Source organism: Desulforhopalus glucosivorans, assembly GCF_054397165.1.
The window spans coordinates 3,041,295-3,060,091 of sequence record NZ_AP044854.1 but is presented as its reverse complement, the minus strand read 5'-3'; the positions used below and the strand labels follow the sequence as shown (position 1 = coordinate 3,060,091).

Annotated in this window: 13 protein-coding genes, 1 tRNA gene and 1 pseudogene; 10 read left to right on the top strand and 5 right to left on the bottom strand. The window is 41.8% G+C overall.

Going from position 1 to position 18,797, the window contains the following annotated elements:
• Positions 1-48: 48 nt before the first annotated feature.
• On the bottom strand, positions 49-1,998 hold the full coding sequence (locus ACX6CI_RS13365; protein WP_458774142.1) for a phosphoenolpyruvate carboxykinase (GTP): 1,950 nt from the start codon (positions 1,996-1,998) through the stop codon (positions 49-51).
• Positions 1,999-2,530: 532 nt separating this feature from the next.
• On the opposite strand from ACX6CI_RS13365, the gene ACX6CI_RS13360 reads away from it, so the two are divergent.
• Positions 2,531-4,753 (top strand): sensor histidine kinase, encoded by a 2,223-nt coding sequence (locus ACX6CI_RS13360; protein WP_458774141.1) that lies wholly within the window; start codon positions 2,531-2,533, stop codon positions 4,751-4,753.
• 11 nt (positions 4,754-4,764) lie between these two features.
• Here ACX6CI_RS13360 and ACX6CI_RS13355 read toward each other — a convergent pair whose 3' ends face one another.
• A complete protein-coding gene (locus ACX6CI_RS13355) occupies positions 4,765-5,337 on the bottom strand; it encodes a lipid-binding SYLF domain-containing protein (RefSeq protein ID WP_458774140.1) in 573 nt (190 codons plus the stop codon).
• A 219-nt stretch (positions 5,338-5,556) separates the two neighbouring features.
• Here ACX6CI_RS13355 and ACX6CI_RS13350 point away from each other — a divergent pair.
• The 7 genes and pseudogenes from ACX6CI_RS13350 to ACX6CI_RS13320 all read left to right on the top strand — a co-directional run.
• Positions 5,557-5,775, top strand: a pseudogene (locus ACX6CI_RS13350) (lipoprotein N-acyltransferase Lnb domain-containing protein); the annotation flags it as partial.
• Between the two features lie 940 nt (positions 5,776-6,715).
• A complete protein-coding gene (locus ACX6CI_RS13345; protein WP_458774139.1) occupies positions 6,716-7,300 on the top strand; it encodes a hypothetical protein in 585 nt (194 codons plus the stop codon).
• A gap of 109 nt (positions 7,301-7,409) precedes the next feature.
• Entirely contained in the window at positions 7,410-9,422 is a 2,013-nt protein-coding gene (locus ACX6CI_RS13340) for an SEL1-like repeat protein (RefSeq protein ID WP_458774138.1), read from the top strand.
• A gap of 6 nt (positions 9,423-9,428) precedes the next feature.
• Positions 9,429-9,854 carry a hypothetical protein gene (locus ACX6CI_RS13335; protein ID WP_458774137.1) on the top strand — a complete coding sequence of 142 codons (426 nt, stop codon included), beginning with the start codon at positions 9,429-9,431 and terminating at the stop codon, positions 9,852-9,854.
• A gap of 94 nt (positions 9,855-9,948) precedes the next feature.
• A complete protein-coding gene (locus tag ACX6CI_RS13330; RefSeq protein WP_458774136.1) occupies positions 9,949-10,518 on the top strand; it encodes a hypothetical protein in 570 nt (189 codons plus the stop codon).
• 121 nt (positions 10,519-10,639) lie between these two features.
• Complete coding sequence (locus ACX6CI_RS13325) at positions 10,640-10,984, top strand: hypothetical protein (RefSeq protein ID WP_458774135.1); 345 nt, start codon at positions 10,640-10,642, stop codon at positions 10,982-10,984.
• Between the two features lie 60 nt (positions 10,985-11,044).
• Positions 11,045-12,520, top strand: a complete 1,476-nt coding sequence (locus tag ACX6CI_RS13320) for a double zinc ribbon domain-containing protein (RefSeq protein ID WP_458774134.1) — start codon at positions 11,045-11,047, stop codon at positions 12,518-12,520.
• A gap of 403 nt (positions 12,521-12,923) precedes the next feature.
• Here ACX6CI_RS13320 and ACX6CI_RS13315 read toward each other — a convergent pair whose 3' ends face one another.
• The 3 genes from ACX6CI_RS13315 to ACX6CI_RS13305 all read right to left on the bottom strand — a co-directional run bounded on the left by ACX6CI_RS13315 (position 12,924) and on the right by ACX6CI_RS13305 (position 16,899).
• A complete protein-coding gene (locus ACX6CI_RS13315; RefSeq protein ID WP_458774133.1) occupies positions 12,924-15,455 on the bottom strand; it encodes a bifunctional DNA primase/polymerase in 2,532 nt (843 codons plus the stop codon).
• Positions 15,456-15,527: 72 nt separating this feature from the next.
• Positions 15,528-16,661 (bottom strand): tyrosine-type recombinase/integrase, encoded by a 1,134-nt coding sequence (locus ACX6CI_RS13310; RefSeq protein ID WP_458774132.1) that lies wholly within the window; start codon positions 16,659-16,661, stop codon positions 15,528-15,530.
• Positions 16,662-16,812: 151 nt separating this feature from the next.
• Positions 16,813-16,899 (bottom strand) — tRNA-Leu (locus ACX6CI_RS13305).
• An 80-nt stretch (positions 16,900-16,979) separates the two neighbouring features.
• Between ACX6CI_RS13305 and ACX6CI_RS13300 the strand changes: the two genes are divergently transcribed.
• Positions 16,980-17,954, top strand: coding sequence for a bifunctional riboflavin kinase/FAD synthetase (locus ACX6CI_RS13300; RefSeq protein WP_458774131.1), 975 nt, complete (start codon positions 16,980-16,982; stop codon positions 17,952-17,954).
• A gap of 208 nt (positions 17,955-18,162) precedes the next feature.
• Positions 18,163-18,795, top strand: coding sequence for a tetratricopeptide repeat protein (locus tag ACX6CI_RS13295; RefSeq protein WP_458774130.1), 633 nt, complete (start codon positions 18,163-18,165; stop codon positions 18,793-18,795).
• Positions 18,796-18,797 lie beyond the last annotated feature (2 nt).

The window sequence follows — 18,797 nt, the reverse complement described above, 5'->3', positions numbered from 1 at the left end:
ATGTGAAATCTGGAGTCCGCTTAGCGAACTCCAGATACAAAAAACATATTAAAGTTGGTCTACTCGGACTATGGGACCAAGCTTTTCTTTGAGTTGCAGTAACTCACCTTTTTGTGTCTCATATACATCAAAAAGTGTTTGAGGTATATCTGCCTCTTTACTGTAGGCTTCACGCTGCAGGTCAATTCTTGCAACAATTTTATCTAAATACAGGGCGAATTGCATATCATACAACTCTTTGGAGTATGGCTTGTCAATGGTTTTGAACAGCTCAACCAGATCCTCATATTTAGGCAGCAATCCGATGGGACTGCTAATTGCTTCAACATCGCCGTGGGCATATAATTCCAACCAGCCCAGCCATACCTTAACATCTTTTTTCTCGCCAAGAAGTTCAGTGCCCTCTCCGCCCCTGTTTTCTTTGTTGAGAAAGTAGTTGAGGCCAGCCATTATTGGCCGCGTTGTGGTGCTGAATTTAGATGAGTTAAAAAAGGCGAACTGTGCCTTCATATAATCTGCTAGTGCCCCAGGGATAAAAGGCGCGTTTGCCCACGGTTGACGATTGACGCCGGTGGCTCCAACCTCAGTGGCAGTTGCCTTTGATACAATTGAGGCTCCTATGGCCACACCTGCATCTGCATTTTTAGCAACCCATACAGGTGGCATGGTGTCTGAATCCCTACCCGAGTATGTAATAACTTTAACCGGAGCACCTTCTGGACTATCGGCAAGATCAGTTGCGTGGTTTGCAATAGCAGAAGCGAGCAGGGTACATCTGGAATTTTTATGGGATATAGGTATTGCTTTACCCTCTGCGTCAGTTTTACCCCTGGTCCATTCTCCCTGGAAATTGAAACCAGAGTCCGGATGCTCCTCGCCATTGCCAGCCCAATGTGGAACACCGTCATTGATAAGAACATTAGACCAGATAACCTCGGTACCGTCTCCGCGGAGACAGTCCATCAGGTAGGGGTCACCCTCTCTATTGACATCTTCGACGATGCCGAAAATTCCCTTTTCAGGGTTGATTGCACGTAAAATACCTTCTTTGTCAATCCAGAACTGGGCAAGGTCATCTCCGATGAAATCTGAGCCAACCATAGCGGTGGTAGTTTTGCCACAACCAGAAGGTGCTGCTCCTGCAAAAAAGGTCTTACGGCCGTCAGGACCTGTCATTCCGGTGATGAACATATGCTCAGAGAGCTGTTCTTCAAGTTTGTAATATGTTGCATAGTCTACGCTAAACCGATGGTTTCCTTTCTTCAATAGCAGGGTGTTACCCGCGTAGGTGCAGAATGTTGAATAGGTCGTGAACCAGCTGCGGTCCATGAAGATTCGAGCATTGGGAACGTCTTCAGGTGTATTGTTACCTTCAGCGTGAACATTGGTGAAAAAGAGTCCGGTTCGTTTTACCTCCGCATCAAAATCGGCAAAGCAGTTTCGGTATAGGATTTCAGCTGAGTGTAACACATAGCCGGAAGATGAAATTTCTATGGCAGGCAGCGTAGCTTCCGCACCAACAGGGCCACGGCTATAAAAGCCAACTATTAGTGTTTTACCAGCCATAATGCCTGGTAGGAATTCCTTTACATAATTGGTAGCTTCTTCTCGTTTAATTGTTTTGGCAAGAGAACTCATTTTTTCACCTTCGTTTACAATGTAGAAGGTTTGCTTAACGAGGCGAGCTTGATCCTGGGGTAAATCATAGTGGATAGTGTGACCTTCTTTTGCCAGTTTTTTCTCTTCTCCCTGACCAAGAGAGTATTCGCGGATCCATTGCTGATCTTCTGGCGATCCTGTGTTGATAAAGACATTGTCTGGTCGACACATGGAGATAGCATTAGCAACTTTGATTAATGCTTCTTCGTTGGTGATTTTCTCTAATTTTTCTCTGTTTGTGCTGTCAATTTTGCTGCTAAAGACTTCCCGGGCTTCTGAGATAGTTTTAATCCCACCAACGCCTTCGAGTATATCTTCGCCTTTCTTGAGTTCCAACATTCCATGCTCCTTTTACAGATAGCTCGGTTCACACCATTATTGATTTGTAAAACTTAAATTTAACAACTGTCAAACGCTGGCATAATATGAATATTTGCATTTTGAGTCAAGCAATAGATTGTCAGATGTTAAGAAAATGAAACCGATAAAAGCTCCTGATTTCATTGAGATCAGCGAAGTGAAACCAAAACGAAAGTACTCTTTTGTAGGGTTTATGATAATACCTGCTTGACTTATGTATAAGTGTTTGTGATGAATATAGCGAATGTGCCTAACATGCTGAGTTGTGGGGCTCGTAGAAAAAATCTTCAGTTTTATTCACTTGTAAAAAGTTTAAAAAAAGTTTTGCACAAGTCCTGGGCTTGAAAAAAATAGTTAAATGCATGAAAATGATAGGTACAAGAGAAATTTAACTATTCCTCTATGTATTGTGTAGTTACTGTTCATGTATTAAAAATATATTGATGTATTTGTTTTTATTACAATTGAACTCCTTTTAGGTTGTTTTGAAATTCGCAGGCCAGGGCTAATAATGATTGTATTACAGGACATGAGAAGAGCTGAAAAAAAGCGGGGAATCTCCTTATGTAAGGAAGATAGGGATAGCCTGTTGCTGAAAGCCTCTCATGAACTGGGAAAACGTGCGCTTCTGGGTACTGTGATAATGCCTCTTTGTCTCGTACTGGTTCTGCTGGGTTCAGGTTATCATTTGGAGAGGCCTTTTCTTGCATACCCACTTTGTATCTTGATGGCAGGTGCTGTTGCGCTTCGTGCCTATGCAATTAATGCTCTCAAATCTCAGACCAGGGCGTTTAGTACACGACCCCTCTATCTGCTTTTTTACAGTGTTAATACAATGGGTGTAATATGGGGTATTGTAACGGCTCTTTTTGTCTACTATTACTATTATGGTCTGCCGGTTGAGCTTATTCTTATAGTTTCTGTTGGAATCGGGGCGGGCGCAATTTCGAGTTTTTTTATCTGGCGTGATTTAGCACTTACCTACCTTTGTTGTGCCTTTTTTCCAGGTATCATTGTAGCTGGATTTGCAGGTTCTTTCGAGTTACTTCCAATTGTGGCTGCCATGGTGTTCTTTATGTTGTTTAATGCCGGTCAGCTAAAATTCTGGAATGAACAATTCTGGGATAATCTCATCACCACCTTTTTGTATAAGCAGCAGACATATCAGCTTTCAGAATCCATGACTCATATCGAAGAGGTGTTAAAGCAAAACGAACAACGGGAGCAGGAGGCAGAGAGCGCTGAGGCAAAGATGCGTCAGCTGTTTGATTACTCATATGATGGAATTATCATAGCTGATTTGAATGCGAGAATTCTCGATGTAAATCAGACCATGCTCAATTTTATGGAAGTACCCGCGGAAGAGGTTTTGGGGAGGAGGCTATCAGAGATATTACAGGGGCAGGAAGCCGTTAATAAGGCAATATTAGATCATTTTGAAAAGGCCAAAAAGGGTAAAGAATGCTCATTTTCATGCTGGATGAGGCTGAATAACAGCGATTATTATGTACGTATTAACTTACGACGGGTTCTCTGGTTTGAACACAAGGTGTTATTTCTTACTCTGCGAGACAGGACTGATAGTGTTGGTGCCCGGGCAAGTAGAAATTTAAAACAGCAATCTTTAACTGATAGCGAAGTGTATATGAAGGCTATCCTTCAGAGTATTGAATTGCCGCTTTACTGTAAGGACTTGCAAGGTCGTTACATCGCGGTGAATAGAACCTTTGAGGATATTTGTGGTAAATCCCGTGAGGAGCTGAAGAATCGCAGAGACTTTGAAGTGTTTGAAGAAAATGTTGCGAGTTTTTTTAGTTTCAGGGATTCAGAGATCGCTGTAACAAATGATTCCGTTGAACTTGAGGGTACCTTTCATCTCGGTGGGCAGGAGAGGAATCTACTCATTCATAAGTTTCCTCTTAAAAACAGTGACAACATTATTTATGCAACAGCTGGAATCTGTACAGATGTATCTACCCTGCAGAAGACCTTACATGCTGCACAGCTAGCCAATGAAGCCAAGTCCGAATTTCTTGCCTCCATGTCCCATGAACTGCGAACACCTTTGCACTCTATACTCTGCTTTGCACGACTGGGTGAGAAACGATCACAGCTTAAGGACTGGGAAAAACTTGAGTCCTATTTCAAGATGATTGTCACAAGTGGAGACCTGCTGCTTGAATTGCTTAATGACCTGCTCGACCTGAGTACTCTTGAATCGCTTTCAGCCTGTTCGGACTCCAAAGAGTGTGATCTTGGCGAAGATGTAGGAAATATCGTTGCCGAATTTCGGGCAATGATTGATGAGAGCAATATTACACTCAGCTACCAGCAGCCGCATTTTCCACTGCTGTGCAATTACAACCAGACAAGAATTTTCCAAGTGTTGAGAAACCTGTTGTCCAATGCTATAAAGTTTTCCTCACCAGGACAGGAAATTTATATTGATATTGGTACTGACCATCTCCTTATTGACAATATAATGCATCCCGCATGGAAGGTGAGAATTGTTGATCACGGCGTGGGGATTGCAGAAGATCAGCTTGAACTTGTCTTTGATAAATTTGTCCAGGCAAATCAAAGTGAAAGAGTTGGTAGTGGGGTAGGGCTTGGTCTGGCAATCTGCAAACGAATAGTCGAAGATCATGATGGCAGGATCTGGGCTGAGCAAAATGTACCTACAGGAACAATCTTTAGTTTTATGCTTCCATTCTCTGAAGAGATGGAAGCATAATGTTCAATGAATTATTCAGCAACTTTTGTAAATTTAAAATTCTGGCCTCCGACACTGGCCTCGACCATTGCCCCACCTTTGGTAATGGTATAGGTAGCCATTCCCTTGTTGTACCCGGGGCCTTTGGCTGTTGCATTATTTTTCCCGCCACTTGCGGTGGCAGAACTCCCTGATGTGCTGGCTGTAGCACCAGCTGCGGCAGTGAGGGCAACTGCACTGACTTCAGCACCAAATTCAAAGTTACCACTGGTAAATTCCTGAAGGGCGCGTTGGTCTTCAAAGAAAATCACCTGGCTGAAGCCGGATGCTCCAATTTGAAAACCTACCGTAGCTTGGCCCATAAGTACGTCACCAATATAATTGTGTTGTTCAAAGACTCGCCCCTTACCAAGTGCTCCCCCAACAACAAACCCAGCCTTTCCTATTGTTGGGAAAAGGGCGTAACCGTAGGCGCTGGTAAACATTTCTGAAATACCTGCATCAGAGAACATCTTTTTAGTCTCTTCAAATTCATCAGCCCACGCTGTTGAGATAAAAGAAGTAAATAAAAGGGCGAGCAGTGTCATACGGAAAATAATTTTCATTGTGACCTCCTGAGTTAATGTTTGTAAAGGCAATAGACCATGGATCAATATATTTATGTACATGTAAAGTGGGTTGTAAGGGGCTATGAAGAAAGATCATATGTTTTGCTTATAATGATCATTAAAAGATGTTTTGCAATGGATAAATACTCTTTTATTGTGTTAGCTTTTTCATGGGAGAGTCTATGTATCATCATGAAATGAACAAGCTTAAAAAAAACACCCGCATTTTACAACGCACTCACCCGTAATTGTACAACAGCTATACAGATACACGCCAATTCAATTAACCCCGAGCATCCTCCCCTCGACTGGCGATTGATCGCCTCAGGCCACGCTGATAGTTTATTGTATGAGCGTGGTCGGTTCTCCGAGGCTCTACCTTTTGCAGACTTACGCATGAAAAGCCGGGTAGATCTTAAAATGCAAAAAAATTAAGTAAGGTGATTATTCCACTCAATTAAGAGCATTGCTGCCTGTGAATTGAACAGCTTGCTCATTGCTAAATGATCTGCATGTAGTTGAAATTATATGGATATGTCGCAGAGTTCTTGATGTAAATGTGGCTTCTGTATCATTACCTCAAAACATGAGTTGCGGGAAAGGTTTGTAGACTTCGTTTTCCCGGGTGCATATCAGTCTGGATTAAGTAGATAGATTTTGGTAGTGTGTCACACCCAATTAAAGCCTCTGGCATATATGAGGCTTTTTTGTTTAGGTGGACGATGATATGAGTGCCATTTGATTAAGAGCTACTTGCAGCTTGCTGCTACGGTTATATAGTATGCCTTATGATGATCGGACAGGTAGTCTAGCTGGAAAACGAGAGCGGATAAACTAAAAAAAGCACCGTAATCATTGAAGATTACGATGCTTTATCAATTTGGTGCCGAAGAGAAGACTCGAACTTCCACGGGGATACCCCCACTAGACCCTGAACCTAGCGCGTCTACCATAAATCCTCTGTCATTTCCTGTTGTTATCCTGTGTACACCTTGTGCTAGTAGATGTACAGTAGATGTTTGTGCTACTTATCTCATAAGCAACACGCCTCAGTTAATGAGACTCAATACAATGAGTCCCTACTTCTTATAGATCTCTTACTTATCCTGCCAGATCCTTCTGCTTTAATCAAATGACCTCGTCTAATAAATGGTGGGGGTATCTTCCCAATAGTGGGGGGACCCCTCTGAGAATCTAAACATGCCCCCCCCCTTGTGTGGGAGTGGTTGTATTTTCAAAGATTTCAGTATCTTGCGGTGGGGTTGCATTTGTCTACCTACAGAGCTATAATGTACTTCTAATCAGGTAACCCACAGACATCTCTACACAAATCCTAGAAACATAACTACAAACTAGTGCGGGAGAGGTGCGTCTTATGGTCTGTCTGAAATGTAACAACTGGAAGTGCGAGGAGTTGACGTATGACGAGGTAGTTCAGTGCTGGGAAGATTCCATTGGTGGCATTGTGACACCGGGGATATTGCAGCGTTACAGGAAGGAGGCAACTAGGCTAGGTAAGGAACTTAGCGAGGTAAGGATAGGTTACAAGTATTGTGCTGAAGGTATCCTTACGAGATTCTATGTGATGAAAGGAGCATCTGATTGTAAGCCAGTCAGGAAAGGAGAGGGATGTCTGAAGTTCTCAGGCGGTAACTATCAATTGAAGTACAAGTCTAAGTTGCTACAGATATGTGCCACAGAGACTCATGGCCCCTCTGAGGTTAATGGTATCCGTTTTACTACAGGGTTATACGAGAATCAGACCTACACGAGAGTTCCTATGTACGGATCTGTAATGCCAACTGTAGAGACGGGTATCTCTAGGTGCTCAATATGTGATAAGGAGTCTCGAAGATCCATCAAGGTCAGAATAGAGAAGACCTTCTGCTCCAATGAGCACTATCTGGAATGGTGGGCCAAGAAGTATCGTGATGAATGTAGGAGGTTACACGACAAGTAGGAGGCGCTAATCTGTTTATTATGATGAGGTATTGTTACGTTCCGTTCGAGGTGATATACATGAGTGATCGATTCCGTTGTATTAGCCTATCCCAAGGAGTACAAGCCACATGAATGTCCTGAAATTTATTTTAATTGTTATTCTCGCATCTTGTCCTGCTCCAGCAGTGGCGGGTGACACTACCAAGGAAGTCATAAGGGCCGCTCAGGGTGGTGATATTAAAGCTCAAGTAGATTTGGCTTTTCTGTACGCTTTAGGTGAAGGAGTAACTCAAGATATACAAAAGACAGTGTACTGGATGCGTCAAGCTGCTCAACAAGGATCAGCAGAAGGTCAATACTTTTTAGGAACACTGTATCAGAGTGGTGAAGGTGTTAATCAGAGCTATAAAGAAGCGCTCGAATGGTACAAGTTAGCTGCACTCCAAAAGGACAGTAAGGCGCAATACAATATAGGATATCTCTACGATAACGGTCTTGGAGTTCAAAAAGATTATACAGAAGCCATCAAATGGTATAAACGAGCCGCCAGTCTAGATAATGCTAAAGCTCTCTTTAGACTAGGGTGGATTTATTACGGAGGACTAGGTGTCGGAAAAGACATTACTGAAGCAGCTTTCTATTTTGAGAAAGCTATGTTGTTGGGACATGATAAAGCTAGAAAGGTATTAGGGACTGTTTATTTAATGCTTGGTAGTAATCACACATCTGGTAACGGCTCTCCTGTGAACTTTTTGGTAGCAGAAGGTTACTACAACAAGGCGATGAGTATTGATGCCAAGGGAGCAACAGAAGGACTAGCAAGGCTGTATAATGGAGCAGGGCTAGCGCTTGTTAATGATAGTGTTAATCCCGCATTATACGAGGATACATTTGCATGGTATCGTAAGATTGCTGAAAATGGGAATGCAATTGCTCAAATGAACCTAGGGCGATTGTATCATCTAGGAAAAGAAGCTTCACGAGATTATCACAAGGCAGCAGAATGGTATACCAAGGCTGCTACTCAGGGGAATGCTTCGGCTCAAGCGGCTCTTGCTGAACTATATGGTATTGGGATTGGAGTAACTCAAGATATCGATGAAGCTATCAAATGGTCTAAAGCCTTAGCTGAACAAGATGATGTAGGTGGAGCAACCTTAGTCGGTATACTCTTATCTATGCAACAGGATTTCAAAGAGGCGGTACCATGGCTTGAGAAGGCTGCCAATCAACAAAGTGCTAGGGCTCAAGCTATGTTGGGCTACATGTTGTCTTGTGGGCTTGGTACAGTTCAAGACCCCAAAAGAGGATTTGATTTATTACAATCAGCATCTACGAGTGGAGTAAAGGGAGGTGACCCTTTATTAGCACTGTTTTACCTTGAGGGAAATGTTGTTCCACAAGATGTATCAAAAGGATTGGCAATGCTTACTAATGAAGCTGCGGATAGCATTGATCTGACAAACTATCTACTGGGCTTAGTGTATCAACAAGGGATAGGAGTACCCCGTGCTCTAGAGCAGGCTAGGCACTACTATACTAAGGCAGCTGCTAACAACTTTGGTGACGCTAGTTCCAAGATTACAGAGATAAATAGAGAAATAGAATTTAACACCAGTAAAGCTAAGTTACCTACTGAACAGAGGGCATCCAGTTACTCAATAGAGCCTAATAAATTTGTACACCTTTTAAGTTCCGTTGGAAAAGTTACTGCTGAATTGTTGGTAATTACTGCAAAAGTTGCCGTTGTTGGTGCTGTGGTGGCGTTAGGAGCATACGCAAATGTTCAATCCGGAAGGCAGAGATATTATAAGCCCTCTAGTTCTTTACCTGTATCATCTTACGCTAATAACTTGAGAACAAGTACCAATTATTCCAAACCCAAGTCATCTGTATTTAAAAGCAGAGGGTGCTCATCAGATTTCAGCTGTGGCATAGGAAGTAAATGTGTCAAAGGACCACTGCAAAGTTCTGGTACTTGCATGAAAACCGTTACAAAAAGTGGAGTACAATCTTATGGATCTCCAAGCCTTGACAGTGTTGGTGTAAATATGGACTTAGATGGTCAATGTACCTTTGATACAGATTGTCCCATAGGCTTTAAGTGTGATAGCCAGCACAAAGCTTGTGTGAAGGGCTAAAGCGCAATGATCATCATTTCAATGGTGGTGTATGTGTGTCTGGGCATGGTAGCTATTGCAATTAAGAGAAATCGATTGAAGGAGGACTTACAAGTAGATGGTCCTTTATTCAGGGTTTACGTGTACAGATTTATCGTCGTGGTTTTTGCCATGTTGTTTTGGCCAGCCCTTCTTCTTTCAGAATCGGAGACAGATATGGAGACCACTACTTACTACAAAGATCGAGACATTATCTTGGAAGTAACAGATGCATTCAAGAGTGTCGCTGAGTATCGAAAAGAACACATCAATCAGGATAGTCTCAAGTATATTAGTGCAAAATTCATCAAGGTGTATGGGATGCTTGGTGAGCAGGTTTATAAAGAACATCTGAAGTATGAACTTGATAAATATTATGAAGAAGGATTACGAGAAGAGTATCTAGTGGGGTGAGGTTGGGCCGTGTTACGATGTGGTATTGTACTTGTTAGACTGTCGTGATACACCGAAAGTACTTATCATATCTATCACTTGGAGAGACAGCCTTATGCATTTTTTCAGAGTATTACTATTTGTATCTGTAGTATCTCTTACTCCAATCTGTGCATTCTCCAATGATGCGCCGAGTAACCTAACAGACACTGAGTTCCTTGAGAAGTTTACACCACCTATATCTAGGGAGATGGAAAGTGCCTTAGTTGAAGCTAACCGTCATTTCACATATAAAGGCAAACCTATTCATCCTGATCTAGTGGGTGAGTTTATTGGTTGGGTTTCTGATGGTCCACCGATAACTCTAGCTGTTGATGTCTCAATGGGAACAGGATCTAATGAGTATTTTACAGAAGTCAAAGAAAGAGATCTTGCAACTGGCCTCTACTACTGCACAACGAAGAAGCACGATTCCGGTGCTAGTAGTGTTTTCTGTTATACTCACAGACATAAGACTAAAGATGATGTGCATTATCTAGAAGCTTTCAGTTATGACTTTGATGACTCCAGATTCTATCAGAAGTTTGATTATAAATTGTGGGTTAATTTCGATATCTGGCATGGAGTAGATGGTGAAGGTGGTATATATGAGCAGCTTGTTATGAGGATTGTTAAAACTGACTGAGCCTTTGAGCTTTAGAGATCAGTGAATGACTGTTCGACCTGTTAGACCTGTTTGATGATAAATGAAGAGAGCTAACTAAAAAGATGGTAGGTGTTAGAGGTTGTCAACAAAGGAAATGTATATGGGGATGAAACTCAGTAAATTCAAGCAAGGATGTTTTCTAACAATTTTACTAGGACTCACCAGTACTTCGAGTGCGTATGATTTATGTGATGGAGTAGATGTTCCTGATTTCCCTTATCGTATCGATGAGGACACTACTATCACAGGTTACGAGTGTAAAGATAATCATATGACCAGTAGATACGTAATGGATTTACCAGCGTCTGAAATCATACGTAATGACATTAGTGGATTCAAACAAAGCGTTCGCGAAGATAGGTGTCACAACTTGCAATACGGTTTGAAACTTACAATGATCTTTACAGACTCAAATGGAACTATAGCTACCATCGATTGCGATTAAATATCTTGTGGAGATGGCTAAGACTAATGTAGCGGTCTTCTACCCATTACAGGAGGGGTGATGTCAGAACTAGTATTCAATTTACTCATACCAACAGATAGGCATGAAGTTGATAATGATAACGTATTCCTCTCGGTAAGTGAGATCATAGATTTGTTAGACGATAACAGGATTGATGAGACAGCTAAAGTTTACAATATGCACTCCAAAGAGTGGGGCCCCTTAGCAAACTATACTTTGTTGATTGAAGAAATAAAGATAGTTAGAAACATCAAGAAAAGAACAGAAAAAGAGTCAGGTACAGAAAGTCCGGTCGTGTTATGCTCCCAATGTGGTGAGGCTAACTGGTCATATAAGTCTAAGTGTAAAAAGTGTGGAAAGAGCCTTGAAAGTGAAGTCGATAGTACTCAACTGATTACTTGTATGAATTGCTCTCACCCAATTTCACCTAGAGCTGAAACTTGCCCTCAATGTGGAGAAAGTGTCAAACAAAGATGCTCCGTTTGCCAGTATAAGATCTCTAGTGATTCAGATACGTGTGCAAACTGTGGTGACCCTGACCCATTTGTAAAGTTAATCTTTGTGCTTAATGATGGCAGTCAACTTTGCCCTGACTGTCAAGCGACGATCCATCCAGGTGAGGCTCACTGTAACGAATGTGACTTTAATATCAATTTGATAGATAAATCATTTTCGTCCTATGAAGCTGATGAAGGTGGTAATGCGATACTTTTTGATTGTCCTAATTGCTCCAATAAATTATCCAAGCGGGCGATTCTTTGCCCAGTTTGTAAGGCTTCAACATCACTAGAGTGTATGATATGCAAAGCTCAGCTACACTGTACTGAAGATACCTGTCCTAGTTGTGGTGACCCAGATCCTTTTGCGACAAGCCTCAATGTGTCTCCAATGCCCAATAACAGTTCAAACAACAGCCTCAAGACACCTCAAAAGACTCCTACGAGCCAAATCTTCTTTGACAGGCCTAAGCCTGGTACTCCAAGCAAGATGACTCAAGAGACTCCTACAGGCCAGATCTTCTTTGATGCGCCCAAACCTGCTATAAAAGCAAAAGATTATAGTTACCATTCTGAATCTGTAGGTAGGGAGACTTTCAGGAATAAGAGAATCATAGAGAATCCCCAGAACCTTGGGTTGAAATGGTTGAAAATTTGGACATATTTCAGTTTACCAGTTGGTGGTTGTTGTGGACTTATATACTCTTTATCTCTTCTAAAAGTTGCAGGAGAAGGTAATACAACTATAATTTGGATTGGTGCAGCATTGCTTTTAGCCTCAGGTCTTCAAATTACTACTTCAGTTGGACTACATCGGCGCCTATTATGGGGGTGGAAATTAAATTGGGTAACACTTGCATTGGCTTGCCTTCTGACTCCTTTGAATCAAAGCTCTAGAGCGATAGGTAATGTGGATTTTTTAGCAAATTATTCCTTAGGCATAGTAGTTGTATTACTACTGTTCTTCACCCCTAACTATTTTTACTGGCAAAAAAGACGACACTTGTTCGTACGATAAAGCTTCTCTAGATTGGGTAGACATTTCCAATAGAATAAGAGGCACTAATACCCTTGCCATTGCAGGCCCTTATTAGCGATATAGTAGATAGGAAACAAAGATAACCTGTTTGTAACTCACTGACTAATTGTGCAGTTCAGATACCTATAGTAACCTCAAAGGTAACCCCTCTAGGCCTTTCCTCAGTGTCAATAAGTTCTGATACGGGGGGCATTAGACCTCTATAGAACATTCCACAATTGGGGAAATTGTCTGGAGTCCTCAAGGACCTATAAAACTCTGAAATCAAATAGTGCAAGTGTGCACTTCTATTACTCCTTTATAGGGGCACCTAAAATGCACACATATATCTTTAAGACTTTTCCATCACCTTCCCACCATTGTGTAAAAGTTTATAGAGGTCTCAGTCAACAGAAGTAAACTCTTCATCTTCAGGTTCTTCTGGTAGGTATTCGATCTCACAAAGATCTGGAGGCGCTACTCCATTATAGTAACTCATAGGGAAAGCTTTTCGAAGGTCACGCTCAAAGATCTCTGGCTTATGGTGGAAGAAATGAACGAACTGTCTCCTTCCCTGCCTCAAAGCACCTCGCCCTATCCCCTGTTGCAATTGTTGGAGAAACTCTCCGACCTTGACCTCCTCTCGAACCGCATCCTTATTTCCTGCGAACCCTTCTCCAGCTAATAGCGCATCTATTGCACTGTCTGGTTTATGAAGGAGTCCGATGAAAAAGATTACCTCACAATCCTTATATTCATCTGTTGCATTCTCTCGGCCAAAGGTCTCGAAGAACAATCGTTCATTAATTTCATCAACTGGTATTAGCCCCTCTTCTAACAATCTAAGTTTAATCTGACAGGGTATTGTTCTTATTTGCTTGGAATGGAAGAATAGGTATTTAGGCTTTTGTATGGTTACGTCAGGACCAGCCATCTGGTTCTCTTCATTCCAGTAGTCGTTGTCCTGTTGTACAACCTCAAGAATCTTCTCCAAGTATGGATTTTCTTCTTCATCTCCTTCGAAAGCCTGCTTAACATTATTTTGTCCAGAATAATTGTTGTAGCACGATATTAGAAGCTCATCATCCCATCTGAAGTTATCAATTTGATATATCTTGATCTGCTTACTATCCGACCTTTGAGTATACTTAAATAACCTACGAAACTCCCTTGACGCATCTGTGGTTATGAGGCTTTCTATACTGTCATCAAATAACTCCTTCGTAGCAAAAAGAGCTGGTTTCCCTTGAACCTTTATGAGGGACATTGCTCGTAAACCCGATGGTGCACAAGCTGATAATAGGATTTTTCTGTATAGATCTGTCCCACCAAGTTTGCCCTCAAATATTCTTGAATACCTTATCAATTCACCATATTCAATACCTTCTAAATCACCAGTATCTGGGCTAATGACAACCTCTTTCTCAGTGCCAGAAATCAACTCTCTTTCCTTAGTTTCGATTAGTTGATTAAGCTTCATAAAAAACAGTGCTATTTCGGCTGGAACACTCTCTTGAAGTGAGTCGTTTAGATTATACTCTCGCTGTAGATTCGATAGTTTGATCGATATATCTTTAGATGAGGCTGAGTAAGTCATAGCATTTAGCATGCTTTCATCGAAGATCAGTAGCTTCCTAATCTCTCCATTATATTTAAAATACTCATCGACATACGAGGAGCCACTTAACTTCTGGTGAGTGTGAAGAATCACAGGGTAAGTCGGGAGAGACTCAAAGATCGAGGTAATGTCAGGTACTTCATGGTGGACGACTTGGTAGAAGTTACTAGGCACACCTTTTTCTTCAAGCCAATCAGCAGCGCGCTCTATTTCCTTGATCTTCTCAAATGCTACAGATATTGGAAAGGATCTGTTTGTGTCATGCTCTGACAGGAACTTGATGAAATGCAATATTGTTTGCGTCTTACCACCAGCTACTGGGATTGGGATTGAGTACCAACCTGTCACTGAACCTTCATAAAGCCCAATGAGTAAATTGACAAAGTCCCTTATTGATTGCTCATGTTCCTCAGTGATATACACTGCATTGCTAGCTATAAAGTCCTTGATTTCTTTTGTTAGAGAAACAACTGACTCTTGATCCTCAGCTTCAACTGGGTCGGCGAATCTATCAGCAACCTCTGCCCGAACCTTGTCTATTTGAGCTAGCAACCAATTAGCTCTACCGACTCCCTTCTCAAAATATTTTTCCCCTATACCGTTTGGATACGATTCAAATACCCATAAAATCCAATCATCTTGGGTGTTTATCTGAACCAGTTCATGCAAGGCTAACCATATTTTATCAGATCGTCTACTTCGTGGGTGTTGCTGCTCTAATAGGGATATATCTACCGTTGGTAATAAGAAGCCTTCAGGTGCATTGATTGTTCGCAATGACTGCCTGACTTCCCTTGATCTCTGGTTACTATGGCTACTGGTTGAGGCCACTGACTCGGACAAATCTAGCAACCAAGATGGGGCATCTGTAACTTGGCTATCTTCAATTGCTCTGTACAAAGGGCCATCTGGATGTTTAGACCAAGGAGCAACTATGTAACCTCCATCAGCTCTGATGTCAAAACCGAGGTCTCCTTTCTTCCGGCAACGATAAGATTTATCATCATCGGGCAACTGGTAATAATGATGATAGCCCTTTGCAGTCTTCACAGTGAAAGTATCTGGTATATCATACTCAGGAGGGAACAATAATTCGTCATCAATATCTAAGACTATGAGTTTAGATATTCGACCAGTAAGTACCCCTGCATTTCCATTTCTATCTAAATTAACTTCCTCGAAGGCTCGTATGACCGGATTCACATAACTCTCACCTCTGACTGGTACTTTACTTCTTCGAGCCAACTTAATTAGTTGATAACCTTTTTCTTCGAGCAACCATTGCCATCCTGCCATTTTATTACTGGGTAAAGTCATGCGAGTTTCTCCATTGAAACGAATGATAGATTCCCATGGTATACAACAAGAACTCGTGTAATTACAATAGGGTCAATATTTTATTCGTTTTAACGCTACCCGCATAGACTCTAAATTATCCTTCGAATGCCACTGTATGTAATGTCCCGTAATGTCATTACTCTTATGGTTCAGCATTCTCTTAATCATTAGATAATCTATACCAACATCAGAAGCTCTAGTAGCGAAGGTTCTACGTAGATCGTGACATCTAAAGTCCATATCTATCATCTTCGACAATCGCCCCAGAGTAGGTCTGACATCCTCCATTGGAGCACCTTTCTTCTGAGTAGATGGGAAGATGAACTCAGTATTATTTGCAGCTTTAGCAAGTATCTTCCTAATGTTGGAGGTTATTGGAACGTAGTGTGGACGGTTGTTCTTCGTATCTCTAATAATAAGACAATCAATGCCTTCAATGGCCTCTATATCGCACCACATGAGCTTGAGAGCCTCGTTCTTTCTCAAACCAGTGTAGAGCATTAGATGGACTGCTAAGGTCACTGGGTGTGTCTCTGAGGCGCTTATGTGTAGTAATTCCTTAGCCTTATTTGCTGGTAGGTAGTTCTCTCTCTTTCTGAGGCTTCTGTCGACTCTCTTGAGCTTTAACACTTGGACCGGATTGCTATCGATGATCTCATCTGCCATAGCGTAGTTCATCAGGGCTGAAAGGTATCTCATCGTAGCGATTGCTTGAGAGAAAGTCGGTTTGCCACCCCCAACTCCGATATCACGTATTTGGTAGAACTTGGCTTCTACTTTGCGTTTGCTGATCTGAGTTATAGGTTTATTAAGCCAATCAGATAGATAGAAGAGAACAACATGCTTGTAGTTCTTGATGGTGTTTGGCTTTAACTTTGTAGTCGATAGATACTGAGCAAGTAACTTACCTAAAGTCTGTTGTTTCTTTTGGCTAATTAGTTTACCTTGTCTGACCTCATTGATAAATGAGATAGCGCTTTGCCGTGCATCGGGTAAGGACATTATAGGGTAATCTCCAAGTGTCTTGCGTATGGATTTACCGTCCTGCCAGATCTCTGCAATAAACTTAATGGTGCCTGAAGGGTATACCTTGACAGCGAACCCTTTGAGTCTACTATCTCTGATAAAGTATGGTGATGGTTTGGCTTGTGCTGAGTTTAAGTTCCTAGTTGTAATATTGGTCATTCTCACATCCTCCACAGTAGATGTACAGTAGAGGAAACGACATTATTGGGAGTGGTTTGAGGTGACGTGTAGGTGTAGAGAGGTTAGGTGAGAGTAGAAACGAAAAAAGGTGTAACCCTATGAGATCATAGAATTACACCCTATCGTTAATTGGTGCCGAAGAGAAGACTCGAACTTCCACGGGGATACCCCCACTAGACCCTGAACCTAGCGCGTCTACCAATTCCGCCACTTCGGCAACGGGCATGAATATGATTCTTGAGCGGGTTTTTGTCAAGACTTTCTTGTGATTGAATTTAAAAAAAACTAAATGAGTAGATGAAGATTTATCATAATATGGAAATGATGGGTGATACATTTCCCTGTCCCTGTGTCACTATTGGCAATTTCGATGGAGTTCATTTTGGCCATCAGCAGTTATTTGAAACGGTAAGCCAAAAAGCCAAACAGCATAATGGTACAAGTGTAGCGATTACCTTTAACCCCCATCCGCTCCAGGTTCTGCTGCCGGAAGGCATTAAGCTGATATCTAATTGCGAGCAAAAGGCCGAACTTATCGAGGCTGCAGGGATTGATGTGCTTATAGTAATCCCATTTACGAAAGAGTTCGCAAAGACCACCGCAGATACCTTCGTGCAGGATTTTTTGATAAATACTCTTCATATTAAAGAGCTGGTAGTTGGATATGACTACGCCTTTGGAAAGGGAAGGGGAGGGAATATTGATTTTTTGAGAAATCAGGGCGAGGAATTTGGTTTTCCAGTGACGGTTGTTGAAGCGCTATATGCAGAAGACCAACTTGTCAGCTCCACACGTATTCGACAGCTGGTGAAAGATGGTAAAATGGCCATGGCAAGAGCCTTGCTGGGTAGAAATTATCAGATACGAGGCACTGTGCAGGTTGGAAAGCAGAGGGGGGGCAAGCTCATTGGTTTTCCCACTGCAAATCTTAAATTTAATGAAGAAGATCTTGTTCCCCGTCACGGTGTCTATGTCGCCCAGGTTGTCTATGGCGGTCGTTGCTATGGTGGTGTTTTGAACATCGGTTATAACCCCACCTTTGGAGAGGAAAAGCTCGTTGCCGAGACTCATATTTTTGATTTTAACGAAGATATTTACGGTCAACCGATACGAGTTAACCTCTTGAAATTTCTTAGGGGTGAGGTGAAATTTAATGGAGTCAAAGAACTTTCTCAACAGATTGCAAAAGATGTCTCCACTGCAAAACAGGTGCTTCAGGCCCAGGCTCTAGAATTAAGCCTTGCCTGTTCTGAGCAACTTGGTGACGATTAAAACCAGTTTATATGACAATGAGAACGGCTTCCATTTTCTTCTTGCAAGAACGCCCAAGGTGTCTATAGTGTAGGCGCTCAATACAGCCACTGTTTTCAATTGTCCCTGTTGATTTTTCAGGGCAATGCAGGGTGTTACTTCGGGCCTAAAACACGCTAAGTCAAAGTTACTATATAATATTTCTGTAATTTTTTAATAGAGGGATTTAATGTCAGACAATTTGAAAGAAGATTTGCCAAAGGTTATCGAAGAGCTCGAAAAGAAATGTAAGGAACATCCCAATTCTGTAATGGCCTTTCATCATTTAGGCTTAGTATATATGAAGGCCGGGCGTATTGATGAAGCTATTGAGATGCTTAAGCGAGCCATAGAGATCGATGATCAGTCGGTTGAGAGCATGATCAATCTTGGAGCTATATATTTTGGCCAGGGTAATCTTGATAAGGCACAGGAGATGAACGAAAAAGCAGTTGGGGTAAATAATGATAGTGCACAGGCCCATGCAAATCTCGGACTTATCTGGCAGCAGAGAAATGATTTAGATAAATCTATTGCAGCCTATGAACGTGCTATTCAAAATGATCCAAAGCTTGCCAGTGCATGGATGAATCTTACCTCTGTTCTTACCATGAAAGGTCATGATGACAGGGCGATAACCGCAGCCACTAAGGGGCTGGAACTTGATCCGGATTCTCCCCTTGGACATAACAATTTGGCTGTTGCTCTTTATTTTAGTGAACGGTTCAGTGAGGCCAAGACCCATGTGGATAAGGCCCGTGAGCTAGGGTATTCTGTTGATCCAAATTTCGTGTCAAGTCTTCAGGAAAAGCTGGCCCAATAGAC

Excerpts from the sequence above, each read along its gene's own strand:
- ACX6CI_RS13325 (WP_458774135.1), top strand. The coding sequence starts at position 10,640 with ATGGGGATGAAACTCAGTAAATTCAAGCAAGGATGTTTTCTAACAATT.
- ACX6CI_RS13300 (WP_458774131.1), top strand. The coding sequence starts at position 16,980 with ATGAAGATTTATCATAATATGGAAATGATGGGTGATACATTTCCCTGT.
- ACX6CI_RS13345 (WP_458774139.1), top strand. The coding sequence starts at position 6,716 with ATGGTCTGTCTGAAATGTAACAACTGGAAGTGCGAGGAGTTGACGTAT.
- ACX6CI_RS13330 (WP_458774136.1), top strand. The coding sequence starts at position 9,949 with ATGCATTTTTTCAGAGTATTACTATTTGTATCTGTAGTATCTCTTACT.
- ACX6CI_RS13315 (WP_458774133.1), bottom strand. The coding sequence starts at position 15,455 with ATGACTTTACCCAGTAATAAAATGGCAGGATGGCAATGGTTGCTCGAA.
- ACX6CI_RS13320 (WP_458774134.1), top strand. The coding sequence starts at position 11,045 with ATGTCAGAACTAGTATTCAATTTACTCATACCAACAGATAGGCATGAA.
- ACX6CI_RS13295 (WP_458774130.1), top strand. The coding sequence starts at position 18,163 with ATGTCAGACAATTTGAAAGAAGATTTGCCAAAGGTTATCGAAGAGCTC.
- ACX6CI_RS13360 (WP_458774141.1), top strand. The coding sequence starts at position 2,531 with ATGATTGTATTACAGGACATGAGAAGAGCTGAAAAAAAGCGGGGAATC.
- ACX6CI_RS13335 (WP_458774137.1), top strand. The coding sequence starts at position 9,429 with ATGATCATCATTTCAATGGTGGTGTATGTGTGTCTGGGCATGGTAGCT.
- ACX6CI_RS13365 (WP_458774142.1), bottom strand. The coding sequence starts at position 1,998 with ATGTTGGAACTCAAGAAAGGCGAAGATATACTCGAAGGCGTTGGTGGG.
- ACX6CI_RS13355 (WP_458774140.1), bottom strand. The coding sequence starts at position 5,337 with ATGAAAATTATTTTCCGTATGACACTGCTCGCCCTTTTATTTACTTCT.
- ACX6CI_RS13310 (WP_458774132.1), bottom strand. The coding sequence starts at position 16,661 with ATGACCAATATTACAACTAGGAACTTAAACTCAGCACAAGCCAAACCA.
- ACX6CI_RS13340 (WP_458774138.1), top strand. The coding sequence starts at position 7,410 with ATGAATGTCCTGAAATTTATTTTAATTGTTATTCTCGCATCTTGTCCT.